The 21512-nt window shown below is 68.5% G+C and carries 16 protein-coding genes; 12 read left to right on the forward strand and 4 right to left on the reverse strand.

The window, feature by feature from the left end; translation table 11 throughout:
* Positions 1-113: 113 nt before the first annotated feature.
* Positions 114-395 carry a DUF2218 domain-containing protein gene (locus RISW2_RS24560; protein WP_043770852.1) on the reverse strand — a complete coding sequence of 94 codons (282 nt, stop codon included), beginning with the start codon at positions 393-395 and terminating at the stop codon, positions 114-116.
* 184 nt (positions 396-579) lie between these two features.
* On the opposite strand from RISW2_RS24560, the gene RISW2_RS11345 reads away from it, so the two are divergent.
* From RISW2_RS11345 to RISW2_RS11390, 10 genes are all read left to right on the forward strand, one after another.
* Positions 580-1479 (forward strand): siderophore ABC transporter substrate-binding protein, encoded by a 900-nt coding sequence (locus tag RISW2_RS11345; protein ID WP_043770856.1) that lies wholly within the window; start codon positions 580-582, stop codon positions 1477-1479.
* Positions 1476-2417 (forward strand): ABC transporter permease, encoded by a 942-nt coding sequence (locus tag RISW2_RS11350; RefSeq protein WP_043770861.1) that lies wholly within the window; start codon positions 1476-1478, stop codon positions 2415-2417. The genes RISW2_RS11345 and RISW2_RS11350 overlap by 4 nt, the downstream gene beginning before the upstream one ends.
* Positions 2407-3348: an iron chelate uptake ABC transporter family permease subunit gene (locus RISW2_RS11355; protein WP_051491957.1), complete on the forward strand. Its 942-nt coding sequence runs from the start codon at positions 2407-2409 to the stop codon at positions 3346-3348. Before RISW2_RS11350 ends, RISW2_RS11355 begins: the two co-directional genes overlap by 11 nt.
* Positions 3345-4094, forward strand: a complete 750-nt coding sequence (locus RISW2_RS11360; protein ID WP_043770864.1) for an ATP-binding cassette domain-containing protein — start codon at positions 3345-3347, stop codon at positions 4092-4094. The genes RISW2_RS11355 and RISW2_RS11360 overlap by 4 nt, the downstream gene beginning before the upstream one ends.
* Positions 4095-4316: 222 nt before the next feature.
* Entirely contained in the window at positions 4317-7142 is a 2826-nt protein-coding gene (locus tag RISW2_RS23510) for a hypothetical protein (RefSeq protein WP_156943832.1), read from the forward strand.
* Between the two features lie 765 nt (positions 7143-7907).
* Positions 7908-8708, forward strand: coding sequence for a hypothetical protein (locus RISW2_RS11370; protein ID WP_043770867.1), 801 nt, complete (start codon positions 7908-7910; stop codon positions 8706-8708).
* The gene (locus RISW2_RS11375; protein WP_084615353.1) at positions 8705-9955 is read left to right on the forward strand and encodes a TolC family protein; all 1251 of its coding nucleotides are present in this window, start codon (positions 8705-8707) and stop codon (positions 9953-9955) included. The genes RISW2_RS11370 and RISW2_RS11375 overlap by 4 nt, the downstream gene beginning before the upstream one ends.
* A 65-nt stretch (positions 9956-10020) precedes the next feature.
* A complete protein-coding gene (locus RISW2_RS11380; protein WP_244437549.1) occupies positions 10021-12120 on the forward strand; it encodes a type I secretion system permease/ATPase in 2100 nt (699 codons plus the stop codon).
* A complete protein-coding gene (locus tag RISW2_RS11385) occupies positions 12117-13292 on the forward strand; it encodes a beta-barrel domain-containing protein (RefSeq protein ID WP_084615354.1) in 1176 nt (391 codons plus the stop codon). The genes RISW2_RS11380 and RISW2_RS11385 overlap by 4 nt, the downstream gene beginning before the upstream one ends.
* Positions 13293-13331: 39 nt before the next feature.
* Positions 13332-14663 (forward strand): BamA/TamA family outer membrane protein, encoded by a 1332-nt coding sequence (locus RISW2_RS11390; RefSeq protein WP_244437550.1) that lies wholly within the window; start codon positions 13332-13334, stop codon positions 14661-14663.
* Here RISW2_RS11390 and RISW2_RS11395 read toward each other — a convergent pair.
* The 3 genes from RISW2_RS11395 to RISW2_RS11405 all read right to left on the reverse strand — a co-directional run bounded on the left by RISW2_RS11395 (position 14660) and on the right by RISW2_RS11405 (position 18769).
* Complete coding sequence (locus RISW2_RS11395) at positions 14660-15892, reverse strand: glycosyltransferase (RefSeq protein WP_043770876.1); 1233 nt, start codon at positions 15890-15892, stop codon at positions 14660-14662. The genes RISW2_RS11390 and RISW2_RS11395 overlap by 4 nt on opposite strands.
* A 119-nt stretch (positions 15893-16011) precedes the next feature.
* Positions 16012-16650, reverse strand: coding sequence for a response regulator transcription factor (locus RISW2_RS11400; protein WP_043770879.1), 639 nt, complete (start codon positions 16648-16650; stop codon positions 16012-16014).
* A gap of 157 nt (positions 16651-16807) precedes the next feature.
* Positions 16808-18769 (reverse strand): hybrid sensor histidine kinase/response regulator, encoded by a 1962-nt coding sequence (locus RISW2_RS11405; RefSeq protein WP_043770882.1) that lies wholly within the window; start codon positions 18767-18769, stop codon positions 16808-16810.
* A gap of 239 nt (positions 18770-19008) precedes the next feature.
* On the opposite strand from RISW2_RS11405, the gene RISW2_RS25815 reads away from it, so the two are divergent.
* Complete coding sequence (locus RISW2_RS25815; protein WP_051491961.1) at positions 19009-20877, forward strand: BapA/Bap/LapF family prefix-like domain-containing protein; 1869 nt, start codon at positions 19009-19011, stop codon at positions 20875-20877.
* Positions 20878-21138: 261 nt separating this feature from the next.
* A partial coding sequence (locus tag RISW2_RS11415) for a BapA/Bap/LapF family prefix-like domain-containing protein (protein WP_043770885.1) occupies positions 21139-21512 on the forward strand: 374 nt, incomplete at its 3' end.

Consider the following 21512-nt stretch of genomic DNA (forward strand, 5'->3'; position numbering starts at 1 on the left):
GGACGATCCCTGTCGGCTTGAGGTCTGGCTGGGGATCGCCCTGGCTGCTGGGCCCTGCTTCTAGGCGGATGCCGTTTATCATGCAAGCGCATCTAATGATGCGCGGCCCGCCGTCACGACCAGTGGAGCGGCTGCGGGTCCTCGCGGAAGGCGAAGCGCAGGAGGTGGCTCTCGACCGTCTGCCGGACCTGCGCCAGGCCCTCGGCCGCGTCGCTGTCGATGCGGATGTCGAGACCGGTATCGTCGGCCCGGAGCGTCGCCGTTCCCATGTCGAAGGTGCAGGTCCCGCTGCGGCCCTGCTGCGCCGTCGGGATCCTGTGCGCGAAATGCCTCGTCAACTGGACGAGATATCGGTCTGCGGCCTCGGTGGCGAAGCGGGCGGTGGACTGTGGCATGGCGGTCTCCCGAGGCATCGGAGCCCGACGGAAAAGGCCGCCGGACGCATATCCGAGTGTTTTTATCGGATACTTGACCCGCGTCAAGCCGGGGTGGCGCACCCGCCACTGGACCTCGCCATGCTGATATCTTATCGGAATGGTCAGGAATAGACCTGCCGCCCCGAAAAGGAGAGATCGCCCCATGCGTCACCTGCTTCCCGCCCTTGTCGCGGCGATCCTCGCGGCAGCGCCGCTCCGCGCCGATACCGTGGAGATCGAAACCGCCCTGGGCCGCGTCGACGTGCCGGCGGCGCCGGCCACGACCGTGGTCTACGACATGGCGGCGCTCGACACGCTCGACGCGCTGGGCGTCGCGGGACTGCACACGATCGGCACCGTCTACCTCGAGCGGCTTGCGCCCTATGCGGGGGATGCCGGAACACTCTTCGAACCCGACATCGAGGCGCTCTATGCGATGCAGCCGGACCTCGTGGTCGTCGGGGGCCGGTCGTCCGAACAGCGGGATGCGGTGGCGGAGATCGCCCCGGCCATCGACATGACGATCTGGGGCGACGACGTCCTGGGGCAGGCCAGGGCGCGGATCGCGGCCTACGGCGCGCTCTATGACAGGTCCGACGCCGCGCGTGCGCTCGTGGCCGAGATCGATGCGGCAGTGGACCGCGCCCGCGCCGCGGCCGAGGCGCGCGGCGACGCGCTGATCCTGCTCACGAACGGACCGAAGGTTTCGGCCTACGGTGCCGCGTCCCGGTTCGGCTGGATCCACGCGGCGACCGGCCTGCCCGAGGCGGCGGACGGCATCGACGGCGCGACCCATGGCGAGGCCGTGTCGTTCGAGTTCGTGCGTGACGCCGATCCCGACTGGCTCCTCGTCATCGACCGCGGTGCGGCCATCGGCGCGGAAGGGCAGAGCGCGCGCGCCACGCTCGACAACCCGCTCGTGCGCGAGACGAAAGCGTGGCGCGAGGGGCAGGTGATCTATCTCGACGCCGCCGAGACCTACATCGCGAGCGGCGGCGCGCGCGCCACGCTGAACACGCTCGAGACCGTGACCCGCGCCCTCGAGGACGCGGGGCGGCCTTGAGGCGTGGCACGGTACCGCTCGGCGCGCTGTTGCTGCTGCTTGTCGCGGCGAGCCTCGCGATCGGGGTCGGCACGCTGCGTGCGGATGCAGAGGGGCTCTGGCTCGTCGCCGTCAGCCGTGCGCCTCGCACCGCCGCCGCGCTTCTGGCCGGCGCGGGTCTGGCGGTCGCCGGCGTGATCATGCAGATGCTGGCGCGCAACCGCTTCGTCGATCCCTCGACCGCCGGCACGGGGCAGGCGGCGGCGTTGGGGCTCGTCGCGGTCACCCTCGCCGCGCCCGGCGCCGCGCTCTGGGTCAAGATGCTGGCCGCCCTCGCCGCGGCGCTGATCGGGACCGCCGGGTTCCTCGTGCTGGTGCGCCGGCTGCCGCCGCGCGAGCCGCTTCTCGTCCCGCTGACCGGCATCGTCTACGGCGGAATCCTCGGCGCGGCCGCGACCTTTCTCGCCTACGAGCGCGACCTGCTGCAGCTCGTCGACATCTGGATGAGCGGCGAGTTCTCGGGCGTCATGCTGGGCCGCTACGAGTTCCTCTGGATCGCCGGGGCGCTGACCGTCCTCGCTTTCGCCTATGCCAACCAGTTCACCATCGCGGGGCTCGGCGCGGACATGAGCACCGCGCTCGGGCTCGGCTACGGGCAGGTGATGGCCCTGGGGCTTGCCGCCGTCGCGGGCATCACCGCGGTGACGGTGGTGACCGTCGGGCTCGTGCCCTTCGTCGGCCTTGTCGTGCCGAACATCGTCAGCCGCCTGCGCGGCGACAACCTGCGCGCCACGCTGCCGCTCGTGGCGCTCTCGGGCGGGGCGCTCGTGCTGGCCTGCGACATCCTCGGACGGCTCCTCCGCTACCCGTTCGAGATCCCCGTCGGCACCGTCCTGGGCGTCGTGGGCGCCGGCATCTTCCTGTGGCTCCTGCACACGCGGCCCGCCCGTGGAACATAGGCGCCTCGTCCTCGCGGCGGCGGCCTTCACGCTGGCGTCGGTGCTGTTCCTGACGCTCGGCGCGCGCGGCAACTGGAGCTTCGCGCTCATGTTCCGTGCCGAGCGGCTCCTCGCGCTCGCGGTCGTCGGCACCGCCGTCGCCTGGTCGACGATCGCGTTCCAGACGGTGACCGGCAACCGCATCCTGACGCCGTCGATCATGGGGTTCGACGCGCTCTACCTGCTGATCCAGACCATGCTTGTCGCCGCGCTGGGCGGGCTCGGGGCCGCGACGCTCGGCGCCCTGCCACGCTTCGGGATCGAGACCGGCCTGATGATCGGCGCGGCGCTCGTGCTCTTCGCCGTCCTGCTGCGCCGCGGCGCCGACCTCACCCTTCTCGTGCTGACCGGCATCGTCTTCGGCATCCTGTTCCGCTCGCTCGCGGGGCTCGTGAACCGCCTGATCGACCCGTCCGAATTCGCGATCGTGCAGGGCGCGGCCTTCGCCCGGTTCACCACGGTGGACGACCGCCTGCTGTGGATCGGCACGGCGGCGACGGCGCTTGCGGCCGCGCTGCTCTGGCGCCGGCGCGACAGGCTCGACGTGGTGGCGCTCGGGCGCGAGACCGCGATCGGGCTCGGGATCGACCATGACCGCGAGGCGCGGCGCCTCCTAGCACTGGTCGCGGTGCTGGTGTCGGTCTCCACCGCGCTGGTGGGGCCGGTCGTGTTCTTCGGCCTGCTCGTCTCGGCGATCACCCACGGCATCGCCGGTACCTGGCGGCATGCGACGGTGCTGCCGCTCTCGGGCCTCGTGTCGGCGACCATCCTCGTGGGCGGACAGACGCTGTTCGAGCGCGTGCTGGCCTTCGAGACCTCGGTCTCGGTGGTGATCGAGGGGCTGGGCGGGCTCGTCTTCCTGTTCCTGATCTTCCGGAGGTCCGCGCGATGATCGAGATCGACGAGGTCAGCGCCACGCTGGGCGGCACGCGGGTGCTCGACCGGGTGAGCGCCCGCATCGCGCCGGGGCGCGTCACGGCGCTTGTCGGGCCGAACGGCGCCGGCAAGTCGACGCTCCTGGCGGTTATTGGGCGCCTGCTGAAGCCCTCGAGCGGCACCGTGCGCCTCGACGGCCGCGAGATCTCGGCGATCCCCTCGCCGGATCTGGCCCGGCGTCTGGCGATCCTGAGGCAGGCGACACAGATCGCGCCGCGGCTCACGCTGCGCGACCTCGTGGGCTTCGGCCGCTATCCGCATTCCGGCGGGCGGCTCGGCGACGCCGACCGTGCCATCGTCGAGACCTGCCTCGCCGAGCTCGATCTCGCCCCCTTCGCCGACCGCCATCTCGACTCCGTGTCGGGCGGCCAGCGCCAGCGGGCGCTGATCGCGATGACGCTGGCGCAGACGCCCGGGGTCCTGCTGCTCGACGAGCCGCTCAACAATCTCGACCTCGGGCACGTGCGCCGGACGATGGACGTGCTCGCCGCCCGCGCCCGGGCCGGCACCGCCGTGGTCGTCGTCCTGCACGACCTGACGGTCGCCGCGCGCTTCGCCGACGACCTCGTGGCCCTCAAGGCCGGCCGCCTCTTCGCGTCCGGGCCGCCCGAAGACGTGCTGACGGCCGATACCCTGAGCGCGCTCTACGAGACCGACATCGCGGTTCACGACGTCGCCGGCACCCGTGTCGTCATGGCGTGATGCGGGCGCGCGATCGTCCCGCAGTGCCCGGCCGGACGGCGGTCAAGCCTTGTGGAGGGAGTGCCCTGGTATCATCTAAAGATGCGACTTTTCCCGAGTTACATACTTAAGAATGTAGACCTCTGCGAGAAGGATGGTATGTAATGGCGACGAGAATGTATCACGACTCGCGCCACGTCTGCTGAATGCGGTCCCTCTGGCGCGGGCAAGGAGCGCGCCAAGGTGGTGTCCAGCGGGGAAAAAAGGGAAACCTCTACGCGCCATGCCGCGCAGGAGACGGTGCGCGCCCCGGACCTCGACCTCAGGCTGCGGGACGGCCCGAATGGGCGCGCTGACGCCGCGCCGTCCGGCATCGCCACGGCCGCGGCAAGTGCCATCGGCATGGGCCTCGCCGCGCAGAGCGCGACCGCGGACGGACAGCAGGCGCTGCGGGACGTCGCCGACGCGGCAAAGGCGAACGCCGGCGAGCGCGAGGCGACCGAGGCTGCAGGTCCGGGCGAAACGCTGGTTGCGGGACCTGCGCGAACCGGCGAGGCGGCCGATGCGGCGCCGCCGGAGGCCGATGCAGCGGCTGCCGTGGGTCCCGTGCCCGTGGCCGATCCCGCAGCGGCGGGGGGCGATGCCGGCCCGCCTCCCGTCGAGATCGACGTCGCTGACGGCACCTTCCCGTTTCCCTCCCGCGCGGCCGAGGAGGCCCCCGATCCTGTCGAGGTCGCCCGCGCGGGAACGACTGCCGCAATCCAGGCCGCGCCCTCACCCTCCGTGAACGTGTCCGCGCAGGACGCCGGTGCCCCGCCGCTCGCGTCCGATCCGGGCTTCGAGGAAACCGCCCCGGAGGACGCGCTCGACACGGGTGTGGCGGATCGCCCGGTCGACGACACGGCCAGCGAGGACGGCGTGCTGGGCGACGTCCTCGATCCTGTCGTCGCCGACGAAGGCCTGCTCGACAGCACGCTCGACACGGTCGTGGGGGGGGACGGCTTGGTCGATGGCGTGCTCGGGGATGGCGGTGTCGTCGACGAGGTCCTCGATACCGTTTTGGGTGAAGGCGGCCTCCTGGACGGCGTTGCCGGCGAAGAGGGCCTGCTCGATGGCGTGCTGGGCGAGGACGGCGTGGTGGACGACGTCCTCGACACGGTTGTGGGCGAGGACGGGCTTCTCGACGGCGTGGTCGGCGAGGACGGCTTGCTCGACAGCACTCTCGACACGGTCGTGGGCGAAGAGGGCCTGCTCGATGGCGTGCTGGGCGAGGACGGCGTGGTGGACGACGTCCTCGACACGGTTGTGGGCGAGGACGGGCTTCTCGACGGCGTGGTCGGCGAGGACGGCTTGCTCGACAGCACTCTCGACACGGTCGTGGGCGAGGATGGCCTGGTCGACGGCGTTCTGGGCGAGGACGGCGTGGTGGACGACGTCCTCGACACGGTTGTGGGCGAGGACGGGCTTCTCGACGGCGTGGTCGGCGAGGACGGCCTGCTCGACAGCACGCTCGACACGGTCGTCGGAGAGGAAGGCCTCGTCGATGGCGCGCTGGGCGAGGACGGCGTGGTGGACGACGTCCTCGACACGGTCGTGGGCGAGGACGGGCTTCTCGACGGCGTGGTCGGCGAGGACGGCCTGCTCGACAGCACGCTCGACACGGTCGTCGGAGAGGATGGCCTGGTCGACGGCGTGCTGGGCGAGGACGGCTTGGTTGGCGGTCTTCTCGGTGGCCTGCTTGGCGGCGGATCGGAAGAGGCCGGGTCCGCTGTCGATGCCGGTGACGCGGCCGACGTGTCGGGGGAGGTCGGGGATACGGCCGACGTCATCGCAGACATGGTGGACGAGGGCGTCGCCAATGATCGCACCCTCGGAACCGTCCTTGGCGATGAAGGTGCGGTCGACGCCGTCCTCGGCGACGGCGGTGTGGTCGAAAGCGCACTCGACGCGGTTGGTGCTGGGGACGGCGTGGGGGATCCGCTCCTCGGAGAGGGCTCGGTCACCGATGATGTCGTCGAAGCCGTGGCCGGCGATGACGGCCTGTTGGACGCGGTCACGGGCGACGACGGTGTGCTTGACGATACGCTGGATGCGGTCACAGGCGACGCGGGCGTCATCGAGAACACCCTCGATACCGTCGTCGGTGAAGACGGTGTTCTTCATGGTGCCGTGGACGCCGTGTCGGACGGGGATGGGCTGATCGGGGGGCTGGTCGGCGGATTGCTGTCGCGCGGGGCACGCGACCCGGCGCAGGCCGTCAGCGACGAGGTCGAGAGCGAGGAAGCGTCCGCGGAAACGACGGCCGCAAGTTCTGCCGAGGAGGCGGAGGGAGAGGCTCTGGCGGGCCGAGACGCGAGCGCGGCCCTGGTCGAGGAGACCGCCGTCGACGCGGGCGCGACTTCGGAAGGCGACCCGGACGATGCGGGCGAACCCGCCGGCGAACCGGTCGCCGGCGACATGCCGGAGGCGACTGCACCGTCCGCGGGTCCCGAGCCGGAGCCGTCGGACGCCGACGCCACCGACCCTGCCGCCACCGATGGCGTTGCTCCCGACGCGGGTTCCGGCGAACCACTGGCTGCAGACGCCGGAGAGGCGCCGGATGACGAGGACGACGGGTTCCTCGAAAGCCTGTTCGCCTCGGGAGACGGCGATGGCCTGCTCGACGGACTGCTCGGCGAGACCGACACCTTCGGCCTCGACGTCGTGCACTCGGTGGGCGACAGCGCCGACGACCTGCTCGGCGCGCTCGGGATCGATGGGCAACTTTCCGGCACGTTGGTGGATGACGGCATCATCGGCGGTGACGGCGATGCAGGCGCTGACGAGGTGGACATGCTGCTGTCGCGGATCCTTGGCAGCACCGTTGACGGCGATCTCTTTGCTGGCGGCCAGACCGCGCTCGACGCGCTGCTCGGGGGCGATGACACGCTGGTCGCCGAGGGCGACGACAGCCTGCTGGGCGAGGCGGCCATCGACGACGCCGTGGATGCGCTCTGGGGCGACAGCGGCGACGGCGGCGGACTGATCGGCGGCCTCTTCGGCGGGGCGACAGAGGAAGAGGGCGGCTGATGCGTGGAATGGAGCAACCCGTTGGCAGTATGGACTTTCCGTATGGCGCGTCCGGCCAATTCACGATGCGGGCCATGTGCTTGGAAACATCCCAGACGCGACGGTGAAGGTGCAGGGCAGCCGGGTGCGGGATCGACTTTCGGGCGCGTGACCTCGCGCTTTCGTCGATGTGCGGGAAGCGATTCGCCGCGGCGCGGAATTCCCATGCCCTGGTGCGAGACGTCGAGGCGAGGCGTGATGGATCGGGATTCGAGCGGATAATTCTGTGGTTATGGATTCGTGTATCGACCTAAATCCAGGTTGACAGGCGTTCCGTGCATATTCATATTTCGGATACTCTTCAAACATTACCTACATGTATCTGAAAATGTTAAATTTTTTAGTTTATGTGCAAACATGTTTTCAAATGCAGCCAGAAATGCCGAAGAGCGGAGGACCGCTGCGCGGCGCTCGGGACGGCCTTTCGAGACTTGCGGATCCGGAATGCGGGACGCCTGAAGAGAATGAGGAGAATCTAGGGAGAAAGTATGGTTCGACATGCATTTCGGGAGGGTTCTGAGCAAAATTTTATCACCGGATGATCGTGTCAAGATTGCAATTGATCCGATAGGACTTTGCCGATAGACCGAAATGATGTGGGCATCACGCACCTTTCGCGCCTGTCCACGTGTTGCCCCGCCGGCGAATGGGGTGGTGAGTGTGGGCGTGGTTTGCCCGGAGTTCGGCAGAGGCCGTCGTCACCGAAAGTAATGAGGAGCCGGGCGAATGAGCATTGAGGTCGTCGTGCAACCCGCGGGGGGAGACGAAGTCCCGTCCCGCCTGTCCGGGTCGCGCCTGATGCTCAATGCCGCGACGACTCTCACGCTGCCCGAAACGACCCCGCCGATCTCCGAGACGCTGAAGGTGGGCGCCGATCTCAGGATGTCCTTCGAGGATGGCCGGCAACTCTATGTCGAAAACTTCTTCTCGATCGATGAGCAGGGCAATTTCAGCACGCTCCAGACCGCCGATGGCCGCACGGCCGTATCGGGACTGAGCGCTCCGGAACCTGCGGCTTCGGATCTCTCCGGGGCGGCGGACCTGTCCGGGGACGCCGTGCCGACCGCGGCTGCTGCAGCTTCTGATGGCGACGCCGGAGGCCTTGTTGCGGAGGACGCCGGGGGAGGCGGGGACGCCCAAGGCTGGTCGAGCACTGCGACGCTTGCCGGCCTGGGCCTCGTGTCGGGGTTCGGATCGACGAGCCTGCTGACATCCGACGGCGGCGGGGGGGATGGCGGCGAAACCGGGGCACCGACACCTGCGCCTGATGCCGCGACCGCGGTTGCCGCGGGGGCGGCTCCGGACCTGGGCGACGACGTCGATGCGCTGCTGACCCTGATCGAGGATGGCGCGGGCGACGCCCAGTTCGCCGCGGACATCGCCGCGCTTACGGGCGGGGCGCCGCACGCGCAGGACGAGGCCGGCGTGACGTTTCGCAGTTCGGCGGATGCAGCCCTCGCGCACTCCGACGCGCCGCCCACGGTCTTCGACATCGATCCCGCCACTGTCACGGAGGGTGAAGGATGAGAGCAGCGTTCCGAAGCATTCTCGTCATGGCCGCGTGCGCCTGGATGATGCTTGGCTCCGCCGCGCTGGCCCAGATGGCCCTGCCGCAAGCGGCGCGGCTTGCCACCGAGCTTGATCCGAACGTGACCTCGCTGCGCCAGCAGGTTGCCAGCCGTTCTCTCGACGTTCAGGCGGCGCGGGACGAGTATTACCCAAGTGTCAGCGTTTCCGCGGACAGCAACACCACGGACGCGAATGGCCCCGGCCTCACGCTCACGGTGTCGCAGGTCCTGTACGATTGGGGGCTCATCCGCAGCAAGATCAGGGCTGCCTCGCAGGTGCGGGTGCAGGCGGTGTCGGACCTCAAGATGGCCGTGGAGGACCTGTCGCTGCGCGTCTCGGAGGCCTTTCTCGACGTCGAGGTCTTCGAGCGCAAGATCGCCCTCACGCGAGAATACATGGACTATGCCGGACGGCTCGCCCGGCAGGCAGAGGACCGCGCCCGCGCAGGGCTCGGAGACAACGGCGAGGTGGCGCGGGCCCGGCTCGAGATCGCCCGTGCGCAGGACCAGCTGAACAGCCTGCGTTCCGATCGCGACATGGCGCTGACACAGATCTCTTTCCTCACGGGGCGCGCGCCCGGGGGCGTGCTGCCGCCGCCCAATCTCGATTTCCCGGAACAGTATGGCACCGATGCCGCGATCCTATCTGCCGTGCGCATCGCCCCCGACTACATCGCCGCACGGGCGCGCGCCGCCGAGGCCGAGGCCGGGGTCGCGCGGGCCCGCGCGTCGCGGCTGCCCACGATCAAGTTGCAGGCGCAAGGACGCACCGATCTGAATGGCGGGCGCACGCGCACGGCGGTCGGGGTTTCGGCGGGCGTGGACCTCAACGCGTCGAGCATAGGTGGACGCGCCATCCAGGTGGCACAGGCGGATTTCGAGGCGGCGAAGTCTTCGCTGCGCGCCGTCGAACGCCAGATGTCCAATACCGCCCGCACCGCGCTGCAGCACATTTCGGCGCTGCGCGCCACCGAGGCCGCGCGCGGCGTGCAACTCGACCAGGCCGAAAGGGTGCTGGAGAACTACGAACAGCAGTTCATCGCGGGTCAACGCGAGCTGATCGACGTGCTGACGACGGGGCGCGATCTCTACGACGCGCAGATCGATCAGGTGGATACGTACGACGAACGAAAACGCACGGAATACGAGGCCGCACGAGATCTCGGCGTTCTGGGCACGCTGATCCTCTCGTCGTCGCCGACCTGACGAAGCGAGGAGCTTGTAATGAGTTGGAGTGTCTTCAAATGTCCACCTTAGCTCATTCAGATCCCTTGGTTCTCGGCCTCGTGGAGCTCTGCCGGGCGCAGGGCGTGTCCACCTCGGCCGTGCGGCTGACGGACGGGCTCCCGGTGTCGCGAGAGACCGGGATGCAGGTCGAACTCGCCCCCGCGGCCCTGCGCCGCATCAACATGAGCTGCCGGGTCTGCCGCGACCCGCTTTCCAGCTTCCCCTCCCACAGCCTGCCCGTGCTGCTGTTCCTGAAGGACGGCGGCACCGCCGTGCTGGAGCGGCAGAGCAAGCTCGGCGCGACGGTGATCCTGCCCGAGACCGAGGGCGGGCGGGTGCGCTGGACCCAGCAGGAACTGGCGGAAAAGCACGACGGCCGCGTCCTTGTCTCGAAACCCATCGACATCGTGACGGACAGGCTCGACGAGCCGAGCCCCAACCGCCAGCATTGGATCCTCGGACCGGTGCTGCGCAACTGGTCGATCTACCGGGATGTCATCATCGCGTCGCTCGCGGCCAACGTCCTGGCCGTCGCGACCGCGCTCTTCTCGATGCAGGTCTACGACCGCGTGGTGCCGAGCAACGCCTTCGACACGCTCTGGATTCTCGCGAGCGGTGTGGCCCTCGCCATCCTGCTCGAACTGGTGCTGCGGGTGAGCCGCGCCTCGCTGATCGACGTATCGGGGCGCGATCTCGACCTGAAGCTCTCGTCGCAGCTCTTCGACCGGGTCGCGAACATGCGGCTCGCGCACCAGCCCGCGTCGACCGGCGTCTTCGCAAACCAGGTACGCGACTTCGCCACCGTGCGCGAGTTCTTCACGTCCGGCACCGTGACCGCGCTGTGCGACATCCCTTTCGTCCTGGTGTTCGTCGCGGTGATCTGGTTCATCGGCGGGCCCATCGCGCTCGTCACGCTCGCGGGCGTGGTCCTGACGGTCGTGCCGGGTCTGCTGATGCAGAAGCGCCTCGCGCGCGCCTCCAGAGAGAACGCCCGCGAGGCGGCGGCGTTGAACGGGCTGCTTCTCGAGACCATCACGAATCTCGAGACGGTCAAGGCGGCACGGGCCGAGACCCGTCTGCAGCACACCTATGCCCAGCTGTCCGCCACCATGGCGGGGACCGCGGTGACCACGCGCAACCTCACGAACGTGATGACCCAGCTTGTGAGCGGCATCCAGAAGATCGCCTATGCGGGGGTCATCATCACGGGCGTCTACCTGATCAGCGCCGGCGAGCTCACCGTCGGCAGCCTCATTGCCTGCACCATGCTCTCGAGCCGCACCATGACGCCCATGGGGCAGGTGGCGGGCCTGCTGGCCCGCTGGCAGCAGGTGCGCGCCGCGATGGAAGGCCTCGACCGGATCATGGAGCTGCCGGTCGAACGTCCCGCCGACCGGCACTTCGTGCGTGCGGCTTCCCTTCAGGGGGAATACCGGCTCGAGGACGTCGTCTTTCGACATGACCCGGCGGCGCCTCCGGTGGTCAACATCCGCGAGCTGAGCATCGCGCCTGGCGAACGGATCGCGCTGCTGGGGGGCAACGGGGCGGGCAAGTCGAGCTTCATGCGGCTGATGGCAGGGCTCACGGATCCGCAGCAGGGGTCGGTCCTGCTCGATGACCTCGCCCTCAGCCAGATCGACCCGCTCGATCGGCGTCGCCAGATCGGGTACCTGCCGCAATCCGTGGCGCTGTTCCAGGGTACGCTGCGCGACAACCTTCTGCGCGACCATGGTCTGCATTCCGACGAGGACCTTCTGCAGGCGCTCGACGCGGTGGGACTCGGCAGTTTCGTGCGCCGTCACGTGCGCGGGCTCGACCTGCAGATCCATGGCAACGGCAACGTGTCGGGCGGTCAGCGGCAGGCCATCGGCCTGGCGCGCATCCTGCTGCAGGATCCGAGGATCGTGCTGCTCGACGAGCCGACGGCGGCGTTCGACCACATCACCGAGGCGAACGTCATCGCGCATCTCAAGACGTGGCTCGAGGGGCGGACCACGATCATCTCCACCCATCGGCGCGAACTGCTGGCGCTGACGCAGAGGACGCTGGTGCTGAAGGACGGCAAGATCGCGCGCGACGGGGATCTCATGCAGATCCTCAACGCGGCGCGTGCCAAGACCTCGCAGGTGAAGGCGGTGACATGAGCAGCAGTCCTGACATCTTCGACCCCACCCACGTCGACGGAAGCTATCGCCGGCAGACGCTCGCCCGTTCGCGCCTCGTGATTCAGATCGTCGTGCTGTCCGTCGCCGCGGCCATCGGCTGGGCGGCAGTGGCGCAGGTGAACGAGGTGACGCGCGGCGACGGGACGGTGATCCCCGCCCGGCGGATGCAGAGCATCCAGAGCCTCGAAGGCGGCATCCTGTCCGAGCTCCTGGTGCGCGAGGGGGATATCGTCGACCCCGGCCAGGTGGTCGCACGGCTCGATCCCACGCGGTCCCAATCGGCCTTCCTCGCCGCGCAGTCGCAGATCGTCGCGCTCACCGCGGAAGTGGCGCGGCTCGAGGCCGAGGTGCTGGAACACCCTGACCTCGACTTCGGTCCCACGCCCAACGAGGCCGAACGCACGGAACTCCGGCTCTTCAACGCGCGCCGGACAAAGCTCGAAGCCTCGCTGCAGGCGCTCGAGAGCGAGCGCGCCACGGTGGCCGAGCAGATCGCGATCACCGCTCCCCTGGCCGAAGCGGGGTCGGTCAGCCGCATCAACCTGCTGCAGCTTCAGCAGAAGAAGGCCGAGCTTGACGGCAAGATCGGCGATGCCCGCAACGCCTACGTCCAGGACGCCTACAAGGATCTCGCGCAGCGGCGCGCCAAGCTCGCGACGCTTCAGGAAGAGGTCGTGCAAAAGCAGGACGAACTGCAGCGGACCGACGTGCGCTCCCCGGTCGAGGGGCGGGTCAACAACATCGCCATCACGACACTCGGCGGCGTCGTCCAGCCGGGCGAGCCGATCATGGAGATCACCCCGATCGACGACCAGCTCGTGATCGAGACGAAGGTCCTGCCGCGCGACGTGGCCTTCATCGCCCCGGGCATGCCCGCGAGCGTAAAGATCACGGCCTACGACTTCTCCACGTACGGCGACCTGCGCGGCACCGTGCTGCAGATCTCCGAGGACACGGTCGAGGAAGAGACGCGGCAGGGACCCCAGGACTTCTACCGCGTGATGGTGGGGACCGAGCGCAATTTCCTTGAACGTTTTGGGCAGAAATACTCCATTCGCCCGGGCATGGTCGCCCAGGTGGACATCGAGAGCGGCAAGCGCTCCGTGCTGAGCTACCTGACCCGCCCGCTGCTCAATGCCCGCCTCTGGTGAGCCGCCCTTTTCCAGACCATGACGAAGCAAGGAGGTCACGTGCCTGACCCCACTCTGCGCAGGGTGCGCCGGTGCGCGTCCCGCCATTTCGCCGGTGCACTTGTTGCGATCGCCGGGACGACCTGCGGCGCGAGCGCCGCGGCCGACGTGTTCCGGCAGGTGGAGGTGCGCGGCGCCGAATTCATTCCCGAAGCCGACATCCAGATGACATGCGGAGCGCAGGCGGGCGTGGATTATTCGGTATACGAGATCGAGGCCATCGAGGACTGCCTGATGAGCACGGGCGTCTTCGAGGCCGTTTCGGTGAGCGGCGAGGGCGAGACGCTGGTGATCGCGGTGTCCGAGATCGACGACAGCCCGGGCCGGATCGAGGCCGCGGTCAACTACGTCTCGGACGACGGCTTCTTGGCCGAGCTATCGGCCGAGAAGTACAACCTTTTCCCCGATACCTACGGTGCCTTGCGACTGAGCGCCAACGCGGATGTCCGCGCGCTCGAAGCCAACCTCTATCGCGCCGATCAGTGGGGCGAGGACTGGGATCTCGGGCTGGACGTGATCGCGCGCGAGGCGAAGCCGGAGGATGCCGGCTATTCCGAACGCGGTCTGCGGATCGAGCCGTTCGTGGCCTGGACGCCATCGGAAGACCTGCGCCTCGAAGCGGGGCTCGGCTGGCGCGACTACCGTCTGGCGGATGTCGACAGCGAGGCGAGCGCCCTCCTGATCGCCGAGGAGACGGGCAGCATCTCGGCACCCTACCTGCGGTTCGGATTGAGCTTCGGGCGAAACGTCGACCTCGGGGACAACCCGTCGGGCTGGGCGAAGGCCGGATACATGCTGCGGCTGGACCAGTTCATCTGGAACATCGGCAGCGGCGAGGCGCTGTCGGATACGCGGTTCGACCTGACCACGCAGCTGCCGTTGGGCGAACGTATCCGGCTGCTGACCGGTCTGCGCGGCGGTGCCGTGCGCGGCCTCGATGGGAACGACACGCGCGCAATCGACCGGTACTTCCCAGGGGCGGACACGTTCCGCGGATTTGCGCCGCGCGGGGTCGGTCCGCGCGACGAGGGCACCGCGCTCGGCGGCAACACCTACGTCGTTGGGTCGCTCGAGGCGCAGCGGGATCTCGGGCGTGTGCTGCGGCTGCCGATGCGCGCGGGGATCTTCCTCGACACCGGGGCGAGCTGGGATCTCGACGACGATCTGGGCGGACGCATCGATGACGGCTGGTCGAACCGCAGCAGCGTGGGCCTCTCGCTCACCTTCGAGGTGTCCGAGACCCCGGTGTCGCTGTATGTCGCGGGGCCCGTGTCACAACGGCCGGGCGACGAGACGCAGGCGTTCGGCATCTCCTTCGCGGCACGCTTCTAGGAAACGCCGGCCCGCGCCGCCCTGTTGTCCATGGCCTGCCGGAAGAGCCGCATGTAGCGCGGCGCCACCGCCTGGAGGCCGAACTGGACGCGCGTGAGCGCGCGGGCCGCGGCCCCGAGCCGGTGGCGCCGGGCAGGGTCTCCCGCGAGGGCCTCGATTTCGGCAAGCCAGGCGTCATCGTCGTCCGGCAGCAGCACACCCGACACGCCGTCCTGGATGAGTTCCGAGGCATAGCCGCGATCCGGCGCCAGAACGCAGCCGCCGCGCCCGAGGATCTCGACCAGTCCCCAGTTCGCCACGCCGAACTTCAGGGGATAGAGGAAAAGGTCGATCGCGGAGAGCCGCGCCGCGAAATCCTCGTAGGGAAGCTTGCCCGGAAACTCGATGACATCCGCCGCCCGCGGATACATCCTGAGCAGGTGGTCCCGGAAACTTTCGACCTCGCCTCCATAAGTCCGCTCCACCCATTGGTCCTCGTAGCCGTAGGTCGCGCCGGTGGCGCCGCCGAGCGCCACGAACCGCGCCTCGAGACCACGCTCGACCAGCCGATCGACGAGCCGGACGTAGGTTTCGAACCCCTTGGAGCTCGACAGGTCGCGGGCCGAGAAGCCGATGGTGACCGGGCCGGACGCCTGCTCGGGCGGGGGCGTGGCCTCGAAGCGGAAACCTTCGAGCTGCACCTCGATGTTGCCCTGCAATGTCTTGGGAAACATGCGCTTGGCGTGATGGCTTGGGCAGATCACCAGGTCGCTGCGCACTGCCTGATGCAGGTTCAGCATCTCGGTGTTCTTGTCCGCCATGCGCTGCGCCTGGTCGGGCGGATATGCCGGGTCCCATCCATGAGCGCGGTAGCTCGGAAACTCGATGTAGCTCACGATCGCCGCGTCGATCTCGTCGTAGAGGAAATGCGGAGCGCCCCACAGAGAATGGGCCACCACGACGTCGATCTTCTTCTTCGCCTCGAAGGCCTGCAGCGCCTTCAGAAGCCCGCGTCCGATGCGTGCCGACCGCTCGACCTTTGCGGAATAATAGTAGCTCTGCGGTCCCGTCACCGCGCCGTCGGGCTTGAACCCCAGGATGTGCGCGCCGCGGTGGGTGTTGCGGCTGCGGTGGCCGGGCGTGGTCAGGAAATACGTCTCGGCCTGGCCGGTGTGCCGCAGGTAATCGCAGAGATCCCCGAACTGGCCGGGATAGACGGCACCCACAAAGACGATGACGGGTTTGGCCAATGTACCCTCCGTTCTTCTGGCAGGCGCAGCATCCGGCTGCGCACTCGGCCATACCATAGATAGCTGAAGGGGGAGGGTATATATGCTTTCGGCGGTTTCCGACCTGTCCCTGCGGAGAGTCAGATCAGCTCGAGGTCGCGGGCGACGATGACCGCCTGCGTTCGGTTGCTGGCCTCCAGCTTCGTGCAGATCGACTTGACGTGCATCTTGATCGTCGCCTCCTTGAGCCCGAGGGCAGCGCCGATGGCACTGTTGGACTTGCCCACGGCGAGCTCCGCCAGGACCTGCATCTCGCGCTCCGAGAGCGGCACGTCGCGTTGCTCGCGTGGGGGCACCCGGCGATGCTCGATGAGCTCGACAGGAATGTAGCGTCCGCCGTTCGCCATGAAGCGGATCTCGTTGTAGAACGCGCTGAGAGACGTGGTCTTGAGGACGAAGCCGGCTCCGCCCATGGCGAGCACCTCCGGCACCAGGTGGGCGGGCGGATTGCTGGTGAGCAGGGCAACCGGCTTGCTGCCATTGCGCGCGATCGCCTTTCCGAGTCCCTCGAGACCGTTCATTCCCGGCATGTTGAGGTCGACCAGCACGAGGTCGAACGGTCCCTCGCTGTCGATAAGGGCGAGCGCCGCGTCGAGATCGGGTGCGGTCGTCGCGGTGACGTCCGGCAGGTTCGAGATGAACTGCGCGAACATCTCGAGCACCATCGCGTGGTCGTCTGCAATGAGAAGCCGAACCGGTCCCTGGTCCTGAGCTGTCATGGTCTTTCGCCTGTTCTTGTCCTCAGGATCCCGCCGCCGCGCGCCTTGGTGCCGCGGGCAGCCGTCGTTCCGAAGTCCCTGCATCTTCCTGCCGCTGTCCGGCGGGCAGTATGGCAAAGCGCGCCGCCGAGAGCCAGATGTCGTTTTGCGGCGGGACCTAACCCGCCCATGCCACGACGGCGGCACGGGTATCCTCGATGACGGCAGCGAGGTCGGTAAGTGTGGCGGCCCCGGGATCGCCCCCCGCCTTCACCCTGTCCTCAAGCGCGCGCAGATGTCGCTCCACCCGCGTCAGGCCGGTAAGTCCGCAGGCTCCCGTGGCGGCGTGCAGCATGCAGCCGGACCGGTCCGTCACGCCCTCGGCGCGCAGCCTGTCCAGCGCGGCTTCCGCTTCGTTCAGGGCTCGTGTCATGAAGCGAACGGCGCCCTCCCGCCCGAGCTCCGAGCCGAGTTCCGACACCACTTGCGGATCGAAGGAGTCACCGGCGTCCTGCAGCGCAGGCGGCGATTCCAGTTGCTGCGGGGCGGGCAGGGGCGCCTGTTTCAGGATCTGGTGCAAGGCGTCGCAGAGCTGCAGCGGTCGGATCGGTTTCTCGAGCACCTTGACCATTCCGGCCCTGTGGCAGGCGTCCCGGATGCGGTCGTCCACGTGGGCGGTGAGCCCGACCACCCGGAGCCCCGCCGCGAAGCGGCCGCTGCGCACGCCGTCGCGGATCCGATGCGCGAGTTCGACCCCGGTCATGCGCGGCAGCGTCACGTCCGACAGAACGAGAGAGACCGCGCGCGCGTCCTCCGAGCCGAGAAAATCGAGGGCTTCCGCTCCGCTGCCCGCCACATGCACCGTGGCCCCTGCCCGACGCAGCACGTGCGCGACCCATTCCTGGCTCGCCGCGCTGTCTTCGACCACCAGCATGTTCGCATCGAGGAGCGGGGGCGCGTGCCGGACCGCGGCCTCCGGTACATCGGGGGTCACGGCGTCCTCGGCGGCGCGGGGCAGGCTGAAGGTGGCCCGCAACCTCGTGCCGATCACCGTCCCGTCGCCGCCGGGGCCCCCGTGCCGGTCCTCGATCTCGAGGCGCCCGCCGAGCTGCCGGAGCGCATGCGCCAGGACATTGAGGCCGCCCGAGGGGCGCTGGCGTGCGCTCGTATCGGTGCTCGAAGGCACGGCCTGGGCCTGCGCCTCTCCCAGTGCGACTTTCAGCCGGCGTTTCTGCGCGTCGGGCAGGCCGCCGCCGAGATCGGCCACTTCGAGCGTGACGCCCATGCGTGCCTCCGCACCGTCGGCGTCCAGCGTGTCCTTGAGCGGCGCGAGTGTCAGCGTCACGTCGATCTCGCTGCCGCCGTGCTTCACCGAGTTGTCGATCATGTTCTGAAAGAGCGCGCGCACGAAGCGTACCGGTCCCACAAGCCGCTCAAGCCCGTCGGGCGCACTGACCCGCAGCGTCGCGTCCCGTGCCTCCGCGAGCGGGCGCAGGATCTCGATGAGCGATGCCAGTTCTCCGGCAGGCGCGAAGGCCTCGTCGGGCTGAAGCCCGCCCGCTGCCTGCTCTCCCTTGATCACGGCGAGCACGTTGCTCACGTGTTCGAGGGACAGATCCGCCGCGCGGCGGAACCGGGCGAGTGCCGCCGTTTCCTGGCTGCCGTCTCCGTTGTCCCGGACCAGAACCTCGGCGGTGGCGACGAGGGACTGGATCGGGGTGCGCAGGTCATGGGCAACGCGCAGCAGCGTCGCGGCGCGGGCGCGGTTTCGCAGCCAGGTAGATTCCGCGTCCGTCTCGGAAAGCCGGAGGAAATATCCCGAGGCGCGACCCAGCGCCAGATGCACGAGCTCGCCCTCGACCGCCATGTCGCCGATCGACGTCGATACCGGCGCGCTGCCGGCACGCCGCGTCCGGGCACAGAGCTGGGGCCAGCGCAGCTGGTCGTGCAGGGTGGCCGTGTCCAGACCGAGGCGCTTGGCCGGGGCGTTGATCAGGAGGATCTCGCCGCTCTCGCTTGCGAACAGGACTGCCCGGCGGTCGGTCGCGATCAGCCGCGCGATGATCTGCAGGGCAAGCCGAAAGGATTGATGGTCCTCGTCGGCTTTCGCAGGGGGCGTGCTGGAAGGATGGTCCGCCATCGATGCCCGGCGCTCCTCGAGAGATCACGGCCGCTTCATCCGGCCCGTCAGGTTCCGCGACCTTAGCGAGACGGGCAGCGCATTTACACACAAAAGGCGATCCGCCGGTGAGGGATATGCGCATCAGAATTTGCGTCCCGCTCAAAAACATACTTTAGTTTATAAATAAAACATACGAAAGTGTGGCTATTGCGAACTTGGGAATCCGCTTCTGGCGCCCGCATAGACAGGACACGAACATGGCAACGACCGAATTGAACGCCGGCACCTCCGGCACCGTGACGATCGCGGCGACACAAGCCGACATCCAGGGATACTCGCGCGCCGGCACCGACCTGATCGTGGCGCTGAACTCGGGCGACACGATCCGCATCAACGACTTCTACAGCACGTCGACGGATACCCCCGTGAACCGTCTCCTGTTCCAGGATGGCACCTATTCCGGTGTCGACGGCACGCTTTCGGAAGAAGAGATCGCCGGGCTCGGTCTGGCCATTCCTCAAGACGTCGCCGCCGGCATCGGTGCGTCGCTGGCCGGCATCGGACTTGCGCTCAGCGCAGACGATTCGGACGACTCCGACGATGATGCGAACGCGCCGACGGACATGACGGACGGAACGGACCCGACCGACGGCACCGACCCGACCAATGGAACGGATCCGACCGACGGGACGGATCCGACAGATGGCACCGAACCCACGGACGGCACGGAGCCCACGGACGGGACGGAGCCCACGGACGGGACGGAGCCCACGGACGGGACGGAGCCCACGGACGGGACGGAGCCCACGGACGGAACGGAGCCCACGGACGGAACGGAGCCCACGGACGGCACCGAACCTACGGACGGCACCGACCCGACGGACGCCACGGAGCCTGAGGCCGGGCTGCTCGATCCCGTGATCGCCGACGAGGGCCTTCTCGGTGACCTCACCGGCAATGACGGCGTCCTCGGGCCCGTGACCGGCTCCGAGGGGCTGCTTGGGGATCTCGTGGGCGAGGACGGCGTCCTCGCGCCCGTCACGGGGTCGGACGGTTTGCTGGGCGACCTGCTCGGTGACGGTCTGCTCGGCGACAGCGATGGCTCGGAACCGCTTCTCGACGGGCTTCTCGACCCGGTCCTGGGTGATGACGGGCTCGTCGCCGAAGTTGTCGGCGAGGATGCCGGTCTCCTCGATTTCGCGCTTTCGGACGAGGGCCTGCTCGGGGACGTCACCGGCAATGACGGCCTCCTGGGAGACGTCACCGGATCGGACGGGCTGCTCGGCGACCTCGTCGGAAACGACGGTCTGCTGGGGCCGGTCACCGGCTCCGACGGGGTTCTGGGCGACCTTGTCGGGGCGGGCTTGCTCGGCGACGGTACCGGCGACGACGGTCTCGCTTCCGATCTCCTCGATCCGCTGCTCGGCTCCGAAGGTCCCCTCGGCGATCTTGCCGGTCAGGACGACGGCCTGCTCGACGGGGTGGTCGCCGATGAAGGGCTCCTCGGCGAGCTGACGGGCAACGAGGGGCTTTTGGGCGACGTCACCGGTTCCGAGGGTCTGCTTGGCGATGTCGTGGGTGACGACGGCGTGCTGGCCGACGTGACGGGGGCCGAGGGGCTGACGGGAGACCTGCTCGGCAGCGGGCTTCTGGGCGACGGGCAGGGGAACGACGGCCTCGTGTCCGACCTCCTGACGCCGGTGATGGATGCGGCCGATCCGGTCGTCGGTCTCGTTGCCCCCGGGGATGACGGCCTTCTTGACGCGGTCTTGGCTGACGGTGGAGTCCTCGGCGACGTGACTGGCAACGAGGGCGTGATCGGAGAGGTCTCGGGCTCGGACGGCCTGCTGGGCGATCTCGTGGGCAACGATGGTCTCCTCGGCGACGTGACCGGCTCCGACGGACTCGTGGGTGATGTGCTTGGAGCCGGTGTTCTGGGCGAGGGGCCCGCATCTGACGACGGCCTGCTCTCGGGCGTCCTGGACGGGGGGCTCGTGGGAGGACTTCTGGACGGCGAAGCCGACGGCCTCCTCGGCGGGGTGATCGGGGGCGACGGCCTTGCGGACACGCTCCTTGGTGGATCGGACCTCCTTTCGGGGGTATCCGAGCCGCTCGACGCCGTCTGAGGCGTAGCGCGTCGGCATTCCGGGACGTGTTCTCCCTGTGGGCCCCGCTTCGGCGGGGCCTCGTCTTTTCCGGTTTCGGACGGGTGGAACGCATCCTGCGCTGCCGCGGGCAGGGGCTGCTGCACGCTGCCGTCCGAAAATTGCGGCAACAGTTCATCTTGAGATTGACGAAACATACTTTAGTGATAAGCATACATACGAAAGATATTCGTGCGGCCGTCCGGACGGTTGTCCCGGCCAAAGACTTGAGAGGGACGGTAAATGGCTGAACAAGTTATCCAGGCAGGGCCAGAGATCGGCATCCGCATCGATGCGATGCGGGAAGACATCTCGCGGTTCTCGCGCACGGGGGAGGATCTGATCGTCGATCTCAGGAACGGCGATCGCATCCTCGTGCGGGATTTCTACACGCCTGCCGAGAACAATTCCCTGCACAGCCTGATTCTCGGTGACTCGACCGAAGCCGGCGTCGTCGGCACGCTCGACGACGCGGACTCCACCTTCGGCCAAGAAGAACAGATTGCCCTCGCCGGTCTCGGCGCGGCGGGCCTCGGCCTCGCGCTGAGCGGCGGTGACGACGGGGGAGACGATGACGACGGAGCCCCCCTTCCGACCGACCCGACGGACGGCACCGA

Source organism: Roseivivax isoporae LMG 25204 (genome assembly GCF_000521865.1).
Lineage (GTDB): Bacteria > Pseudomonadota > Alphaproteobacteria > Rhodobacterales > Rhodobacteraceae > Roseivivax > Roseivivax isoporae.